Source organism: Bradyrhizobium sp. Pa8 (assembly GCF_052588265.1).
In genome coordinates, this window is sequence record NZ_CP176767.1 from 6,181,174 (window position 1) to 6,196,280 (window position 15,107).

Consider the following 15,107-nt stretch of genomic DNA (forward strand, 5'->3'; position numbering starts at 1 on the left):
TGTTTACCTTAACCGGCCGGCCGGGCGGCGCGCCCAAGGAAAAAGGCCCCACCTCCCGGCGGGACCCTCTTCACTCCTGGCTCCGAAATTACTTGTCCTGACCGTGCTGGCCGCCCTGTTGCTGGCCGGGCTTCTCGCCCTGGCGCTGCGGATCCTGCTGCTGCTGTCCGGGTTTCTGGCCGCCGCCCTGCTGCTGACCGGGGCGCTGCTGGCCGGGGTTCTGAGTCTGCTGGCCCGGATTCTGGTTCTGCTGCTTCGTCATTGGGGAAAACTCCCTTGTTGGACGTCAGAACGGAGAGAACCGCCGGCATCCGATTTGGTTGCTCCACGGAACCCGGTTCCTCGCACCTGCGGAACCGAAGAAGATGACATCCGTAGCGAAATGACCTCTGTACAAGCCTTTATGCCGAGGCGTGGCCAGTTGCAGCCGCCAGTTCCCTCCTGTTACAAAACGAGAAGAATGCTTAGGGGCTGCCGGGGCCCGAGAAGAAACTCAATCACACACTCTCTCGAAGAGCTCCTTTGAGCCGCGTCAGGTTTGGTAACGGCAGCCCATGGATTATTTCGCCCAGCAGCTCATCAACGGTCTCGTTCTGGGCTCGATCTACGGCCTGATCGCCATCGGCTATACGATGGTCTACGGCATCGTCGGCATGATCAATTTCGCCCATGGCGATGTCTTCATGATCGGCGGCTTCATCGCCCTGATCACCTTCCTGATCCTGATCTCGCTCGGCCTGACCGCGATCCCGGTGATCCTGCTGCTGGTGCTGCTGGTGTCGATGGCGATCACCGCGCTCTATGGCTGGACCATCGAGCGCATTGCCTACCGGCCCCTGCGTCATTCCTTCCGCCTCGCCCCGATGCTGTCGGCGATCGGCATGTCCTTCGTTCTGACCAACTACTCGCAGGTCGCGCAAGGCGCCCGCGTCAAGCCGATCCCGCCCTTCATCACCGGCGGTTACACGCTGCATGAGAGCAACGACGGCTTCGTCATCCAGCTCTCCAACATCCAGATCATGGTGGTCGTCACCACCGTCGTGCTGTTGGCACTCTTCACCTGGCTGGTGTCGCGTACCCGGCTTGGGCGTGACATGCGCGCCTGCGAGCAGGACCAGACCATGGCCGCACTGCTCGGCGTCAACGTCGACCGCACCATCTCCATGACTTTCGTGATCGGCGCTGCGCTCGCCGCGGTCGCCGGCCTGATGTACCTGCTTTATTACGGGACGGTCGATTTCTTCATGGGCTTCGTCGCCGGCATCAAGGCGTTCACCGCCGCCGTGCTCGGCGGCATCGGCTCGCTGCCGGGCGCGATGCTCGGCGGCCTCGCGATCGGCCTGATCGAGACGTTCTGGTCGGCCTATTTCTCGGTCGGGTACAAGGACGTCGCGGCGTTCTCGATCCTGATCGTCGTGCTGATCTTCATGCCGACCGGCCTGCTCGGCCGTCCCGAAGTCGAAAAAGTCTGACGGTCGCGCGCGTGACAGTTTCCTCGAGCAATACGGCCAAACCTGCAACGGGCATTCCCGCTCTCCTCAAGACCGCCTTCATCAACGCGCTGATCGCACTGGTGCTGTTCTCGCTGATGGTCGGCATCCGCACCGAGGCGGGCTCCGACGGCCAACTCACCTACTGGACCCGCTTCGGCGAGCTCGCCTCCCTCGTCGCCGCCGTGTTCGGCGGCTCGATCGTGCTCGAGCTCTTGCGACAGTGGATCGGTCCCAGCGGCACCGACAAGCTGGTGCCACCGGCTGTACGCAGCGGCATGTCGTTTCTGGGCCGCTACCTGGCGCCCGCGCTTCTGATCTTCACGGTGCTTGTGCCCGTGATCTTCTATGATCAGCGCTATATCCTCGACCTCGCGATCCTCGTGCTCACCTATGTCATGCTCGGCTGGGGGCTGAACGTCGTGGTCGGGCTCGCCGGCCTGCTCGATCTCGGCTACGTCGCCTTCTACGCGGTGGGCGCCTATTCCTACGCGCTGCTTGCCACCAATTTCGGCTGGTCGTTCTGGGTCTGCCTGCCGCTTGCCGGCATTCTTGCCGCGTTCTGGGGCGTGCTGCTCGGCTTCCCCGTGCTCCGCCTGCGCGGCGACTACCTCGCCATCGTGACGCTCGCCTTCGGCGAAATCATCCGCCTCGTCATCATCAACTGGCAGGAACTCACCGGCGGCCCCAACGGCGTCTCCAGCATTCCGCGCCCCTCGTTCTTCGGCATCCCGCTGGACAACAGCGACAACGGGCTCGCCGCCAGGCTCGGCATCGAATATTCGCCGACCCACCGCATCGTCTTCCTGTTCTATCTGATCCTGGCACTCGCGCTGCTCACCAACTGGGTGACGATCCGGCTGCGTCGCCTGCCGATCGGCCGCGCCTGGGAGGCCTTGCGCGAGGACGAGGTCGCCTGCCGCGCGCTCGGCATCAACACCACGACCACCAAGCTCACGGCGTTCGCGACCGGCGCCATGTTCGGCGGCTTTGCCGGTGCGTTCTTCGCGACGCGCCAGGGCTTCATCAGCCCGGAATCCTTCACCTTCCAGGAATCGGCGCTGGTGCTCGCCATCGTCGTGCTCGGCGGCATGGGCTCGCAGCTCGGCGTCGCGCTCGCCGCGCTCGCCATGATCGGCGGCTTCGAGCTGTTCCGCGGCCTCGAGACCTATCGCATGCTGGTGTTCGGCATGGCCATGGTGCTAATCATGATCTGGCGGCCGCGCGGCCTGATCGGCCATCGCGCGCCGACCGTGTATCTGACCAAGGCGCAGGCGATCTCCTCCGACCTCGTCAAGGAAGGGCACGGATGAGCGGCGACAAGATTCTCGACGTCGACCGGCTGACCATGCGCTTCGGTGGCATCGTCGCCGTGCACGACCTGTCGTTTGCGGCCGAGCGGAAGAAGATCACCGCACTGATCGGACCGAACGGCGCCGGCAAGACCACCGTGTTCAACTGCATCACCGGCTTCTACAAGCCGAGCGGCGGCGCCATTCGCCTCACCCATGACGACGGCAAGGTGATTGCGCTGGAGCGGCTGAACGATTTCCGCATCGCCAAGCAGGCCAAGGTGGCGCGCACCTTCCAGAACATCCGCCTGTTTCCCGGCATGACCGCGCTGGAAAACCTGATGGTGGCGCAGCACAACGCGCTGATGCGCGCCTCCGGCTTCACCTTTCTGGGCCTCGTCGGCGCGCCCGGCTACCGCGACGCCGAAAAGCGCGCGATCGACCTCGCCACCGACTGGCTGAAGCGGGTCAATTTGCTCGACCGCGCCGACGATGCCGCCGGCAATTTCGCCTATGGCGACCAGCGCCGGCTCGAGATCGCGCGCGCGATGTGCACCGAGCCGGCGCTGCTGTGCCTAGACGAGCCTGCCGCGGGTCTCAACGCGCGCGAGAGCGCAGCCTTGAGCGAGCTCCTGCTCTCGATCCGCAACGAGCTCGGCACCTCGATCCTGCTGATCGAGCACGACATGTCGGTCGTGATGGAGATCTCCGACCACATCGTGGTGATGGACCATGGCGTCAAGATCGCGGAAGGCTCTCCGCGCGAGATCCGCGACGATCCCAAGGTGATCGCCGCCTATCTCGGCACCGACGAGGAAGAGGCCGTGGCGGTGATGGAGAGCGGGTCGTGACGTCGTCCGCCCCCCTGCTGTCGATCCGGGGCCTGCGCGCCGCCTACGGCAAGATCGAGGCGCTAAAGGGCGTCGATGTCGAGATCAGCGCCGGCGAGATCGTCGCGCTGATCGGCGCCAACGGCGCCGGCAAGTCGACGCTGATGATGACGATCTTCGGCAAGCCGCGCGCCCGCGCCGGCCAGATCCTGTACGAAGGCCGCGACATCACCGACGTTCCCACCCATGAGATCGCCCATTTGCGCATCGCGCAATCGCCGGAAGGCCGTCGCATCTTCCCGCGCATGAGCGTGGCGGAAAACCTCCAGATGGGAGCGGATGCCACCGGCTGCACCGACGCCGAACGCGAGGCCACGCTGCAACGCGTGTTCACGCTGTTCCCGCGCCTGAAGGAGCGCTACGCCCAGCGCGGCGGAACGCTGTCCGGCGGCGAGCAGCAGATGCTGGCAATCGGCCGCGCCCTGATGAGCCGCCCCCGCCTGCTTCTGCTCGACGAGCCCTCGCTCGGGCTGGCGCCGCTGATCGCGCGCCAGATTTTCGATGCGATCCGCACCCTGAACCGCCAGGACGGCCTGACGGTCCTGATCGTCGAGCAGAACGCCAACCATGCGCTGAAGCTCGCCCATCGCGGTTACGTCATGGTCAACGGCCTGATCACGCTGGCCGGGACCGGCGCCGAGTTGCTGCAGCGCCCCGAGATTCGCGCCGCCTACCTGGAAGGCGGCCGGCACGGCTGAGGCTGCCCGACGGCGGCGCACGTGCGGCCGAATATGGCGAGATATCTCCGCCATTGCCCGTATTTTGCCGGTGACTTCTCCCGAGATTCATTCGAGAATGGTGCCGGTTTGAACCGGGCATACCCGGCAACTTCCACAGGCGACCACCCGCGAGGTATCTCATGAAATCACTGAAGCTCATCGGTCTGGCATTCGGCGCATCGATCGCGCTATCGAGCGCGGCGTTCGCGCAGGATGTCACCATCGCAGTCGCCGGCCCGATGACCGGCGGCGAGTCCGCCTTCGGCCGCCAGATGAAGAACGGCGCCGAGTTGGCCGTGGCCGATATCAACGCCGCCGGCGGCGTCAACGGCAAGAAGCTCGCGCTCAACGTCGAGGACGACGCCTGCGATCCCAAGCAGGCGCGCTCGATCGCCGAGAAGATCGCCGGCGCCAAGATCCCGTTCGTCGCCGGGCACTATTGCTCGTCGTCGTCGATCCCGGCCTCGGAAGCCTATGCCGACGGCAACGTGCTCCAGATCACCCCGGCCTCCACCAACCCGCTCTTCACCGAACGCAAGCTCTGGAACGTGGCGCGCGTCTGCGGCCGCGACGACCAGCAGGGCCTGATCGCCGCTCAGTACATCGCGAAGAACTTCAAGGGCAAGAACATCGCGATCCTCAACGACAAGACCACCTACGGCAAGGGTCTCGCCGATGAAACCAAGAAGGCGCTCAACAAGGCCGGCATCACCGAGAAGATGTACGAGTCCTACAACAAGGGCGACAAGGACTTCAACGCGATCGTGTCGCGCCTGAAGAAGGACAACATCGACCTCGTCTATGTCGGCGGCTACCATCAGGAGTCCGGGCTGATCGTGCGGCAGATGCGCGACCAGGGCCTCAAGACGATACTGATGGCCGGCGATGCGCTCGCCGACAAGGAGTTCGCCTCCATCACCGGCCCAGCCGGCGAAGGCACGCTGTTCACCTTCGGCCCTGATCCGCGCAACAAGCCGACCGCGAAGAAAATCGTCGACGCCTTCAAGGCCAAGAACATCGACCCCGAGGGCTACACGCTCTATACCTACGCGGCGATGCAGGTCTGGTCGCAGGCGGCCAAGAAGGCCGGGACCACCGACGCCAAGAAGGTCATGGAGGCGATGAAGGCCGGCAAGTGGGACACCGTGATCGGTCCGATCGAGTATGACGCCAAGGGCGACATCAAGCAGCTCGACTACGTCGTCTACAAATGGGACGCCAAGGGCGGCTACGCCGAGATCAAGGGCAGCGGCACCTGAGACAGGATGCCTGACCTTTTAATCAGATCAATCCAACGCCCCGGTTCGCCGGGGCGTTTTCTTTCGCCGTACGGTCACACGGCTGCGGAGAGCTCGCCGCCGGCCGCAGCCTGGGCCTTGTGGAGCGCCTGCAGGAGATCGTTCGGCCGAAATGGCTTTTGCAAGCACACTACGTCGGCCAGACCAGGCGCCTCGCCCATGAAGTCCAGGGCGGTCATGCCGGAGACCGCGACGATCGGAAATCCGGGAACTCGCTCGCGAATGGCCACCATGACGTCGACGCCGCTGGTGTCGGCCAGGAAAATATCGACGATCGCTGCATCGAAAGCGCCCTCGCTGAAGGCTTTCAGGCCCGCTGCCCCGCTCTCGGCTTCGACGACGTCAAAACGGTTGACCCGAAGAACGATCGCGACCATGGCGCGGACCTCCTTCTGGTCGTCGACAACGAGGACACGGCGCATGGGAACAACTCCCGGATACGTATCATTATTTGGTTCAATTCACCGCAAGTGCCCGGCAAGGCAGTATGAGTCCGTCCCGGTAAATCACCTCTTACCAGTTACCCATTCCAAGTCCCACTCCAAGTTAAGTAAGCTGTAACCTTCGGTTGAGTCGCATGCGCTTTCTGTCAGGATGCGCGCCCGGAGCGGGCTACCATGCGGGTAGCGGCTTCCCGGCCGGAAGAGATTGACGTAGGAGGTGATCATGCCGGCTTACGAGAGATCGACGTGCTAGCGCCTAACGACCGAAGCACATTCCTGTCGACCTTGCCGGCTACGCGAAGCGATCGCAGGGCGGCATTGGCGATCGTCGGCATCTCCGCGATCCTGTTCGCGCTGGCCGTACCGTTTGCGGGCTTGCCGCTCGTCCAGGTGCCGGCCTTCGTGGCGAGCTACCAGTCGGCGCTCGCTGTCAGCGACATCATCACCGCCGTCTTGCTGCTGTCGCAGTTCGCCGTACTGCGCAGCCGCGCGCTGCTGCTGCTGTCAACCGGCTATCTGTTCACGGCGGGCGCCGCGATGACCCACGCCGTCACCTTCCCCGGGCTGTTCGCCCCGGCCGGATTGTTCGGTGCAGGCTCGCAGACCACCGTCTGGCTCTACATGATCTGGCACGCCGGTTTCCCGCTGTTCGTGCTGGCCTATGCCTGGCTCAAGGACGGCAACGGCGGCAACAGGATTGCGGGCGCGACGGCTCCCGCGATCGCTCTCTCCGTCGCCGGCGTGTTCGTCGCGTTGACCGTGTTCGCCTGGCTGGTGACTGCGCAGCACGGCCTGCTGCCGGTCCTGCTCAAGGACGGCCACTACACCCCCACCATGATCGGCGTGGTGTCGTTCGTGTGGTCCCTGAGCTTCGCGGCGCTGGTCACGCTGTGGTTTCGCAAGCCGCACACGGTGATCGACGTCTGGCTCATGGTCACGATGTGCGCATGGCTGTTCGACATCGCGCTGTCGGCGATCGTCAACGTCGCGCGTTTCGACCTCGGCTTCTATGCCGGCCGGCTCTACGGCCTCGGTGCGTCGAGTTTCGTGCTCGCGGTGCTGCTCATCGAGAACGTGCGTCTCCAGGCCAACACGGCAGGCATGGTCGGCGCGCTGCAGCGGCAGTCGAGCTCGGAGCGGAACTATTATGCCGAGCGCGAGCGGCTGTTCAGCGCCGTCGTCGAATCCTCCAACGACGCCATCATCACGAAGTCGCTCGACGGCACCATCACGTCCTGGAACAAGGCGGCCGAGCGCGTCTTCGGCTACTCCGCGAGCGAGGCGATCGGCCGCCAGGTCGATATCATCATGCCCGAGGGCCAGCGCGAGGAAGTGGCCGAAATGCTGGCCCGCACCCGCAACGGCGAGGTCATCGACCAGCACGAGACCGTGCGGCTGCACAAGAGCGGCCAGCCGATCGACGTCCTGCTGAGCCAGGTCCCGCTGCGATCGACCGACGGCAAGATCATCGGCGCCTCCAAGGTCGCTCGCGACATCACCGAGCGGAAGCGGGCGGAATCCGCCCTCAACCGCGAGATCGAGGAGCGCCAGCGCATCTTCGAGACCTCGCAGGACCTGATCCTCGTGACCGACGGTTACGGCAATTTCATCCAGATCAGCCCGAGCGTGAAGGACATCCTCGGGTTCAAGCCGGAGGACATGATCGGGCACAGCGCCATCGAGTTCATTCACCCCGACGACCTCGACAAGACCCGGGGCGAGATGCGCGCGGCGCGGCGTGGCGCGGTCAAGCGCAGCTTCGAGGCGCGCTACTACCACTACGACGGTCACGAGGTGACGCTGAACTGGATGGGCACCTGGTCGGAGCCGGTGAAGCGCCATTTCTTCATCGGCCGCGACCTCACCGAGAAGCAGGCCGCGGAGGCCCAGTTCAGGCAGGTCCAGAAAATGGACTCCATCGGCCAGCTGACCGGCGGCGTCGCCCACGATTTCAACAACGTACTGACCGTCATCACCGGCACGATCGGCATCCTCGCGGATGCGGTGGCCGACCGTCCCGAGCTCGCCGCCATCACCAAGCTGATCGACGACGCCGCCGAACGCGGCGCGCAACTGACCAAGCACCTGCTCGCCTTCGCCCGCAAGCAGCCGCTCCAGCCGCGCGAGATCGACGTCAATGCGCTGGCGCTCGAAGCCGCCAAGCTGCTGCACCCGACCCTCGGCGAGCAGATCACCATCATGCCGCAGCTCACCGAGGATGCCTGGCCGGCGCTGGTCGACCCGGGCCAGCTTTCCACCGCGATCCTCAATCTCGCCCTGAACGCGCGCGACGCCATGCCGGACGGCGGCACACTGGTGCTGGAGACCCGCAACATCTTCCTCGACGACGGCTATGCCAGCATGAATCCCGACGTCGTCGCCGGCAGCTATGTGATGATCGCGGTCAGCGACACCGGCACCGGCATTCCACCGGACCTGATGGAGCGGGTGTTCGACCCGTTCTTCACCACCAAGGAGGTCGGCAAGGGCACCGGGCTCGGGCTTAGCATGGTGTTCGGCTTCGTCAAGCAGTCCGGCGGCCACATCAAGATCTACAGCGAGGAAGGCCACGGCACGAGCGTGAAGATCTACCTGCCGCGCTCGAGCGGCGTGCAGGAGACCGAGTACGAGTCGCTCCAGAACGTGCCGATCGCCGGGGGCGACGAGAAGATCCTGATCGTCGAGGACGACGCGCTGGTACGGCAATATGTCGTGACCCAGATCAAGAGCCTCGGCTATGCCGCGCTCGAAGCCGCCAACGCCGCCGAAGCCCTCACCATCATCGATGCCGACAAGGGCATCGACCTGCTCTTCACCGACATCATCATGCCGGGCCACATGAACGGCCGCCAGCTCGCGGACGAGGCGGTGCGGCGGCGTCCCGACCTGAAGACGCTGTTCACCTCGGGCTACACCGAGAACGCCATCGTCCATCACGGCCGGCTCGATTCCGGCGTGCTGCTGCTGGCCAAGCCCTATCGCAAATCCGAGCTTGCCAAGATGCTCAGGACGGCGCTGGCGAGTTGAGCGCGCGGCATCGGTGCGCTATCGCTGATGGCGCACTTTTTCAGCCGACGGAGCCGCCTTGAAAAATCTCCTCACCGATATCGCCGGCGTCCGGGTCGGCCATGCCGGGGATGCGAAAATCGCCTCTGGCACGACGGCGATCATCTTCGATGCCCCGGCGGTCGCGGCGATCGACGTGCGCGGCGGCGGGCCCGGCACGCGCGAGGATGCGCTGCTCGATCTTGCCAGCACGGTCGAGCGCGTTGACGCGATTGCGCTGTCCGGCGGCTCCGCCTTTGGCATCGAAGCCGGCGGCGGCGTCCAGGCCTGGCTTGCCGAACAGGGCCGCGGCTTCCGGATTCGTGAGGCGGTGATCCCGATCGTGCCGGGCGCCATCGTGTTCGATCTGCTCAACGGCGGCGACAAGGCCTGGGGTCGCTTCGCGCCCTATCGCGATCTCGGTTACGCGGCAGCTGTGGCCGCGGGCCACGATTTCGCGCTGGGCAGCGTCGGCGCGGGCCTCGGCTGTACCACCGCGACCTTCAAGGGCGGGCTCGGCTCGGCCTCGGCGGTCCTGCCCAACGGCATCAAGGTGGCCGCCATCATGGTCGTCAACGCGGTCGGCAGCGCAACCGTCGGCGAGGGACCGTGGTTCTGGGCGGCGCCGTTCGAGGAGAACGGCGAGTTCGGCGGGCGCGGCCTGCCAGCCAAGTTCACGCCGGACATGCTGGCGATGCGCATCAAGGGCGGCCCCGCCGCGAGCGCGCGCGAGAACACCACGATCGGCGCCGTCGTCACCGATGCCACGCTGACCAAGGCCCAGGCCAAGCGGCTGGCGATGATCGCCCACACCGGATTTGCCCGCGCCATCTATCCGGTGCATGCCCCGACCGACGGCGACGTGCTGTTTGCGGCGGCGACCTGCGAGAAGCCGATCGAGCCGCTGGTCGGCCTCACCGAGCTCGGCACGGTCGCCGCCAACGTGGTCGCGCGCGCGATCGCGCGCGGTGTGTACAGCGCGACGGCGCTGCCGTTTGCGGGAGCATTACCGGCGTGGAAGGACCGCTTCGGCGCGTAAGGGGCACGCGCCTCTCACGACATATCGCGCGTCATCGCCCGGCGAAGACCGGGCGATGCAGTATTCCAGAGACAGTTGTGATTGAACCGAGAAGCCGCGGCGTACTGGATGCCCCCGGTCCCGGCTCCGCCAAGGCTACGCCGGGGCCACTAGGGTGCTCGGCCGCCGAAGCTTTAGCGAAGGCGGCAAGCCGGGACATGACAGCGAGTGGGCGTCAGATGCTCATCGACATCGACGAGCCGGCGGCCGCTGAGGCGCCTTGCCCCTGCCCGCCTTGCCGCTGCATCAACTGCGCGAACAGATCGTAGGCCGAATTACGGGAGCTGGAGGCGCCCGGGACCGTCGTCGACATCTTGAAGCCGTCGGCGTAGGTGACGGTGGTGGTGGTCGAGCCATCGGCGGCGGTCGTCGTGGTCGAGGTCGATCCGCCGCTCGACTTCGAGGCGGAATCCGATCCGTCGCCGGAGCCGCCGGCACCGTGGGCATGGTGGCCGTGATGACCGCTCTTCAGCGCCTTCGACATCTCATCCAGACTGACGCTGCCGTCGGAATTCGTATCCATCTTCGAGAACACGTCATCGGCCTGCGCGAGGTTGGTGCCGCCGGCCCCCAGCGCGTTCTCGAATTCGGACTTGGTAATCTTGCCGTCGCCATCCCCGTCGATCTGAGAGAACAGGTCCTTCAGCGCAGCGTCCCGGCTCGTCGAGGTCGAAGACGTCGAGCTCGACGAGGTCGAGCTGGCCGCGCTGCCGGTGCTGTCCGTCGACTGGCTTTGCGCGGCGAACAGCGCGTTCATCGTCTCCGGCGAGATCTGCGGAGTTTTGCCCGCGTTGACCGACGAGGTCGCGTTGCCCGTCGTGCTGCTGCCGCTGTCGATCGCGAACGGATTGGTCGGCGCGCTCTGCGAAGACCCTGTCTTCTGGGTCGACGAGGACGATTTCGAGTTCGTCAGCGACTGGATCGCGTCGAGCGCAGTCGATACGGCGCCAAGGGCGAACAACATTGCACAACTCCAACCGATGCGGCACGCCGCAGCCAATGTTCTGACGGTGATGTCAGCAAGCGTCGTGCCAGCGCAAAAAGCTCAATGAAATCCGCCTTCGCGACGCCTGGCGCGGCTCGGGAACACCGGCAATTCATGCCGGTCGCGGCAGAAATTTCCGCCCACAGGAAGCACGCCACCCCTGCATTGCCCGGCTGAGAGGCCCATGTTAGGCGAACATCATCTTTCACGGCCGCCACGGGACACCGCGCCATGACCCAAGCCTTCACTCCCCGCCCCCTGGCCATCGCGCCCTCGATCCTCGCCTCGGACTTCTCCAAGCTCGGCGAAGAGGTGCGCGCGGTGGACGCGGCCGGCGCCGACTGGATCCATCTCGATGTGATGGACGGTCATTTCGTTCCCAACATCTCCTACGGCCCCGACGTCATCAAGGCGATGCGCCCGCACACCAAGAAGATCTTCGACGCGCATCTGATGATCTCGCCCTGCGACCCCTATCTCGAGGCCTTCGCCAAAGCCGGTTGCGACCACATCACCGTGCATGCGGAAGCCGGTCCCCATCTGCACCGCTCGCTCCAGGCGATCCGCGCGCTCGGTAAGAAGGCCGGCGTCTCACTCAATCCGGGCACGCCGATCAGCGTGCTCGAATACGTTATCGACCTCGTCGACCTCGTGCTGGTGATGTCGGTCAATCCCGGTTTCGGCGGCCAGGCCTTCATCCCCTCCGCGATCGGCAAGATCCGCGACATCCGCGCGATGACGGCGGGACGTCCGATCGACATCGAGGTCGATGGCGGCGTCGGTCCCGATGTCGCGGGTCCCCTGGCCGCTGCGGGCGCCAATGCCTTCGTGGCCGGCACCTCCGTGTTCAAGGGCGGCACGCAGGAAGCGTACAAGACCAACATCGCCGCGATCCGCAACGCCGCGGCAGGTGCACGCGGCGAAGCGATCTGAGGCGCAAGCAAGACATTCGCTGAAAGGCTGCGGATCTTGCGGGTGTTGCGGCGCGCAATGCCTAAAATTGCAATCTTAATCCGTACTCCTCCGGGCTTCCCTGATTCGCGCAAATCACCGCTAGTGATTCTTGCCTGTTTTCGCGGGAGCACATCATGACGACGACCCTGGTTTGGACTGGCGTGGCGTTGTGGCTTGGTTTCAGTGCGTTTGTTGTGTTTGGCCCATCGGCCGGACCGGCGAGGGTGCCGGCACGTTCGGCCCGCATCGTCCGTCGCGACTGGTATCGGGCCTGAGCCCATGCAGATCGCGCTCGTGAAGCGTCAAGCGAAGCGCAGGTGCCGCATCCCGCGGCGCCCGCATCCTGACCTCGACTATTTCTTCGGTCGGCTCGAACGCACCGAAGGCGAGAGGCGCGACGACACCGGGCCCGAGATGGCGGACCTGGATCCCCCGCTCCGGTCACCGCGCCGGCATTGAATTCTATTCTGGACCACGCCCGATGAAACCGCACTGCCCGAACTGCCTGAAGGAAATGACCAAGGCATCTGCGTCGCGTAACCTCTTCAATTGCGAGCCCTGCCGCGAGATCATCCAGTATTTCGGCGGCGGCGCGGATCACGGCGAGCCCGGCCCGCAATTCTGCTGGCCGATCCGCCGCAAGCGCTCCGTCCACGCCGCCCACGCGGCGTGATCTTTCCTAGCCCCACACGACGCCGGCGTCTGGTTTCGCCGCAGCCATCCGCGGCGGCCGCACCACAGTGACGGTGCAGGCCGCCTCCGAGGCCACCTTGGCCGAGACGCTGCCGAGCAGCGTGCGGCGGAACGAGCTCTGCCGCGCGCCGATGATGACGTGGTCGACCTGGTTGACCTCGGCGAATTCCAGCAGCGCCGCGGCGGGGTCGACGGCCTCCAGCACGTGAACCGACAGCCGGCTCTCATCCAGCTTGAGCGGCGTCGCCCAATGCCGGAGCGCGACCAGCCGGTCGATATGCTTGTTGGAGCCCTGCTCGTCGAGCGTCCGGTCGATCGCGATGCGGTTGAGCTTGAGCACGTTGACGCAGGCAAGCCGCGCCGACGGCAGCGTCGCGAGAATGCGCTCGGTCGTCACGCGCAACGCCTCGTTCAGTTCGCCCGCGCCTTCCACCGTGTCGAGCGCGACCGCGAGGATCGGGCTGGAGGCGATTTGCGCGGCGACGTCCGATTTCGCGCGCGGCGCCATGACACCCAGGTTGAAGCGCCGCCGCCAGGCGACGCTTAACGGGTCGCGCTTCAGCCGTTCCGAACGCGCGGTGAGCTTGACCTGGTCCGGATGAGCGAGATCGAAGGCGAGCTGGGATGCGGTCGGATAGCGCCACACCGGCTCGATCTCGAGACAGCGCAGCACCACCTCCTGAAGCCAGGGCGGATAGTCCGCGCGCAATTCGCGCGGCGGATGCGGATCGCGCCACAGCCGGCGACGCATCGCGCGCAGCGTCTCGCCCTCGCCGAAGGGACGCTCGCCGGTGGTGAAGAAATAGAGCAGCACGCCCAGCGAAAACAGATCGCTGCGCGGATCGTCGCGCACCCCCAACAACCGCTCGGGCGCCATGTAGGGCGCGGTGCCGTAAGGCAGGCGGAATTCTTCCTGCAACAGGTCCGGCAGATGGTTGTGGTGCGACAGGCCGTAATCGATCAGGACCGCCTCGCCGCTATCGCGGAACATGATGCTGCTCGGCTTGATGTCGTGATGGATCACGTTCTGCCGGTGCAGATCGGCCAGCGCGGCGGCGATCTTCGCGACGAGCTGCCGCGCCTCCTCGTATGGGAGCGGCAGATCGGGCAGCCGCTTGTAGAGCGTGGTCCCGGGAATGCGCTCGATCACGGCGTAGGCCTGGTGCGCGAAGTCGCCGGTGCCGAAACACGAGGGCACGTGCGGCCCGGCGAGCCGCGGCAAGATCATCATCTCCATCTCGAACGAGACGATCGCGGCGGGGTCCTCGCCCTCCGACACCCGCGGAATCTTCATCAGCAGCGGCACGTCGATGGCGGGATGGGTGACGGTCCACAGCGTCGCCATGCCGCCGGCATGGACGCATTCGCCGATGGTGTAGCCGTCGATCTCGGCGCCTGATTTGACCAGGGATTGCGGCATCGCCGTCAGCGTCCCTGCGACAGCCGGTCGGCGAGCCAGGGCGGCAGGCCGTTCTCGCGAATCTTGTTCGCCGCGCTCGCAATGTCATAGGGCGCGCGGCAATAGGTGATCTGGCACGACACGGTGTCGAACAGCACGAAGGCTGCGGACGGATCGCCATCGCGAGGCTGACCCACCGAGCCGAGCACGGCCAGCCATTGCCGCCCGCGCAGCAGCGGCACGGAAACGTCGGTCTTGGGCACGAGGCTCGTCATCTTCGCCGTCACCGACATCGAATAGAGCGCCGGGCGATGGATGTGGCCGCAGAAAGTGACATGGGCGGGCGTCGATATCAGGCTCTTGGCGGCATCCACCGTCGAACGGACATAGTGCCAGCGCTGCGGGCTCGAGGCCTCCGAGTGGACGTAAAGGCGCTCCTTCTCATCCACCAGCATCGGCAACTCGGCGAGGAACCGCCGCTGCGCGACGTCGAGCCGCCCGCGCGTCCATTCGATCGCGATCTGCGCCTCCGCATTCATGGCTTCGGTCGTGGTGTTGACCGCCTCGTCATGATTGCCGCGGATGGCGATGGCGCCCTCCCGGACCAGACCCATCACGGTATCCACGACCCATTCCGGATCGGCGCCATAGCCGACGAAATCGCCGAGCAGGACGAACCGCTCCGCGCCCTTCGCGCGGGCAACCTTCAGGCAGGCCTCGAACGCCTGCCGGTTGCCGTGGATATCCGAGAAGACAGCGAGAAGCACGCACCCTCCACCCCAAAGGCCTTATCGGAAGCCGATAAGGCCAAATTGAGGGAC

14 protein-coding genes are annotated in these 15,107 nt (G+C 65.5%); 9 read left to right on the plus strand and 5 right to left on the minus strand.

The window, feature by feature from the left end; genetic code table 11:
* Positions 1 to 88: 88 nt before the first annotated feature.
* Positions 89 to 262, minus strand: a complete 174-nt coding sequence (locus tag ACKWRH_RS29370) for a hypothetical protein (protein ID WP_212453679.1) — start codon at positions 260 to 262, stop codon at positions 89 to 91.
* Between the two features lie 292 nt (positions 263 to 554).
* Between ACKWRH_RS29370 and ACKWRH_RS29375 the strand changes: the two genes are divergently transcribed.
* The 5 genes from ACKWRH_RS29375 (at position 555) to ACKWRH_RS29395 (ending at position 5,650) form a co-directional block, all read left to right on the plus strand.
* Positions 555 to 1,472, plus strand: a complete 918-nt coding sequence (locus tag ACKWRH_RS29375) for an ABC transporter permease subunit (RefSeq protein ID WP_445216352.1) — start codon at positions 555 to 557, stop codon at positions 1,470 to 1,472.
* 11 nt (positions 1,473 to 1,483) lie between these two features.
* Positions 1,484 to 2,803, plus strand: coding sequence for a high-affinity branched-chain amino acid ABC transporter permease LivM (livM, locus tag ACKWRH_RS29380; RefSeq protein WP_445216353.1), 1,320 nt, complete (start codon positions 1,484 to 1,486; stop codon positions 2,801 to 2,803).
* The gene (locus ACKWRH_RS29385; RefSeq protein ID WP_445216354.1) at positions 2,800 to 3,633 is read left to right on the plus strand and encodes an ABC transporter ATP-binding protein; all 834 of its coding nucleotides are present in this window, start codon (positions 2,800 to 2,802) and stop codon (positions 3,631 to 3,633) included. The genes livM and ACKWRH_RS29385 overlap by 4 nt, the downstream gene beginning before the upstream one ends.
* A complete protein-coding gene (locus ACKWRH_RS29390) occupies positions 3,630 to 4,370 on the plus strand; it encodes an ABC transporter ATP-binding protein (protein ID WP_014494184.1) in 741 nt (246 codons plus the stop codon). Before ACKWRH_RS29385 ends, ACKWRH_RS29390 begins: the two co-directional genes overlap by 4 nt.
* 161 nt (positions 4,371 to 4,531) lie before the next feature.
* Entirely contained in the window at positions 4,532 to 5,650 is a 1,119-nt protein-coding gene (locus tag ACKWRH_RS29395; RefSeq protein ID WP_445216355.1) for a branched-chain amino acid ABC transporter substrate-binding protein, read from the plus strand.
* Between the two features lie 74 nt (positions 5,651 to 5,724).
* Here ACKWRH_RS29395 and ACKWRH_RS29400 read toward each other — a convergent pair whose 3' ends face one another.
* Entirely contained in the window at positions 5,725 to 6,111 is a 387-nt protein-coding gene (locus ACKWRH_RS29400; RefSeq protein WP_038933973.1) for a response regulator, read from the minus strand.
* A gap of 195 nt (positions 6,112 to 6,306) precedes the next feature.
* Here ACKWRH_RS29400 and ACKWRH_RS29405 point away from each other — a divergent pair, with 195 nt between their 5' ends.
* Entirely contained in the window at positions 6,307 to 9,159 is a 2,853-nt protein-coding gene (locus ACKWRH_RS29405; RefSeq protein WP_445216356.1) for a PAS domain S-box protein, read from the plus strand.
* A 58-nt stretch (positions 9,160 to 9,217) separates the two neighbouring features.
* On the plus strand, positions 9,218 to 10,216 hold the full coding sequence (locus tag ACKWRH_RS29410) for a P1 family peptidase (protein WP_445216357.1): 999 nt from the start codon (positions 9,218 to 9,220) through the stop codon (positions 10,214 to 10,216).
* Positions 10,217 to 10,430: 214 nt separating this feature from the next.
* Here ACKWRH_RS29410 and ACKWRH_RS29415 read toward each other — a convergent pair whose 3' ends face one another.
* The gene (locus tag ACKWRH_RS29415; RefSeq protein ID WP_445216358.1) at positions 10,431 to 11,219 is read right to left on the minus strand and encodes an EF-hand domain-containing protein; all 789 of its coding nucleotides are present in this window, start codon (positions 11,217 to 11,219) and stop codon (positions 10,431 to 10,433) included.
* A 252-nt stretch (positions 11,220 to 11,471) separates the two neighbouring features.
* On the opposite strand from ACKWRH_RS29415, the gene rpe reads away from it, so the two are divergent.
* On the plus strand, positions 11,472 to 12,173 hold the full coding sequence (rpe, locus tag ACKWRH_RS29420; protein ID WP_135215441.1) for a ribulose-phosphate 3-epimerase: 702 nt from the start codon (positions 11,472 to 11,474) through the stop codon (positions 12,171 to 12,173).
* A 502-nt stretch (positions 12,174 to 12,675) separates the two neighbouring features.
* Positions 12,676 to 12,867 (plus strand): hypothetical protein, encoded by a 192-nt coding sequence (locus tag ACKWRH_RS29425; protein WP_014494175.1) that lies wholly within the window; start codon positions 12,676 to 12,678, stop codon positions 12,865 to 12,867.
* A gap of 6 nt (positions 12,868 to 12,873) precedes the next feature.
* Here ACKWRH_RS29425 and ACKWRH_RS29430 read toward each other — a convergent pair whose 3' ends face one another.
* Both ACKWRH_RS29430 and ACKWRH_RS29435 read right to left on the minus strand, forming a co-directional pair.
* Positions 12,874 to 14,307, minus strand: coding sequence for a serine/threonine protein kinase (locus ACKWRH_RS29430; protein ID WP_445216359.1), 1,434 nt, complete (start codon positions 14,305 to 14,307; stop codon positions 12,874 to 12,876).
* A gap of 5 nt (positions 14,308 to 14,312) precedes the next feature.
* On the minus strand, positions 14,313 to 15,053 hold the full coding sequence (locus tag ACKWRH_RS29435) for a metallophosphoesterase family protein (RefSeq protein WP_445216360.1): 741 nt from the start codon (positions 15,051 to 15,053) through the stop codon (positions 14,313 to 14,315).
* Positions 15,054 to 15,107: the final 54 nt, after the last annotated feature.

Excerpts from the sequence above, each read along its gene's own strand:
- ACKWRH_RS29370 (WP_212453679.1), bottom strand. The coding sequence starts at position 262 with ATGACGAAGCAGCAGAACCAGAATCCGGGCCAGCAGACTCAGAACCCC.
- ACKWRH_RS29375 (WP_445216352.1), top strand. The coding sequence starts at position 555 with ATGGATTATTTCGCCCAGCAGCTCATCAACGGTCTCGTTCTGGGCTCG.
- ACKWRH_RS29385 (WP_445216354.1), top strand. The coding sequence starts at position 2,800 with ATGAGCGGCGACAAGATTCTCGACGTCGACCGGCTGACCATGCGCTTC.
- ACKWRH_RS29395 (WP_445216355.1), top strand. The coding sequence starts at position 4,532 with ATGAAATCACTGAAGCTCATCGGTCTGGCATTCGGCGCATCGATCGCG.
- ACKWRH_RS29400 (WP_038933973.1), bottom strand. The coding sequence starts at position 6,111 with ATGCGCCGTGTCCTCGTTGTCGACGACCAGAAGGAGGTCCGCGCCATG.
- ACKWRH_RS29405 (WP_445216356.1), top strand. The coding sequence starts at position 6,307 with ATGCGGGTAGCGGCTTCCCGGCCGGAAGAGATTGACGTAGGAGGTGAT.
- ACKWRH_RS29415 (WP_445216358.1), bottom strand. The coding sequence starts at position 11,219 with ATGTTGTTCGCCCTTGGCGCCGTATCGACTGCGCTCGACGCGATCCAG.
- rpe (WP_135215441.1), top strand. The coding sequence starts at position 11,472 with ATGACCCAAGCCTTCACTCCCCGCCCCCTGGCCATCGCGCCCTCGATC.
- ACKWRH_RS29425 (WP_014494175.1), top strand. The coding sequence starts at position 12,676 with ATGAAACCGCACTGCCCGAACTGCCTGAAGGAAATGACCAAGGCATCT.
- ACKWRH_RS29430 (WP_445216359.1), bottom strand. The coding sequence starts at position 14,307 with ATGCCGCAATCCCTGGTCAAATCAGGCGCCGAGATCGACGGCTACACC.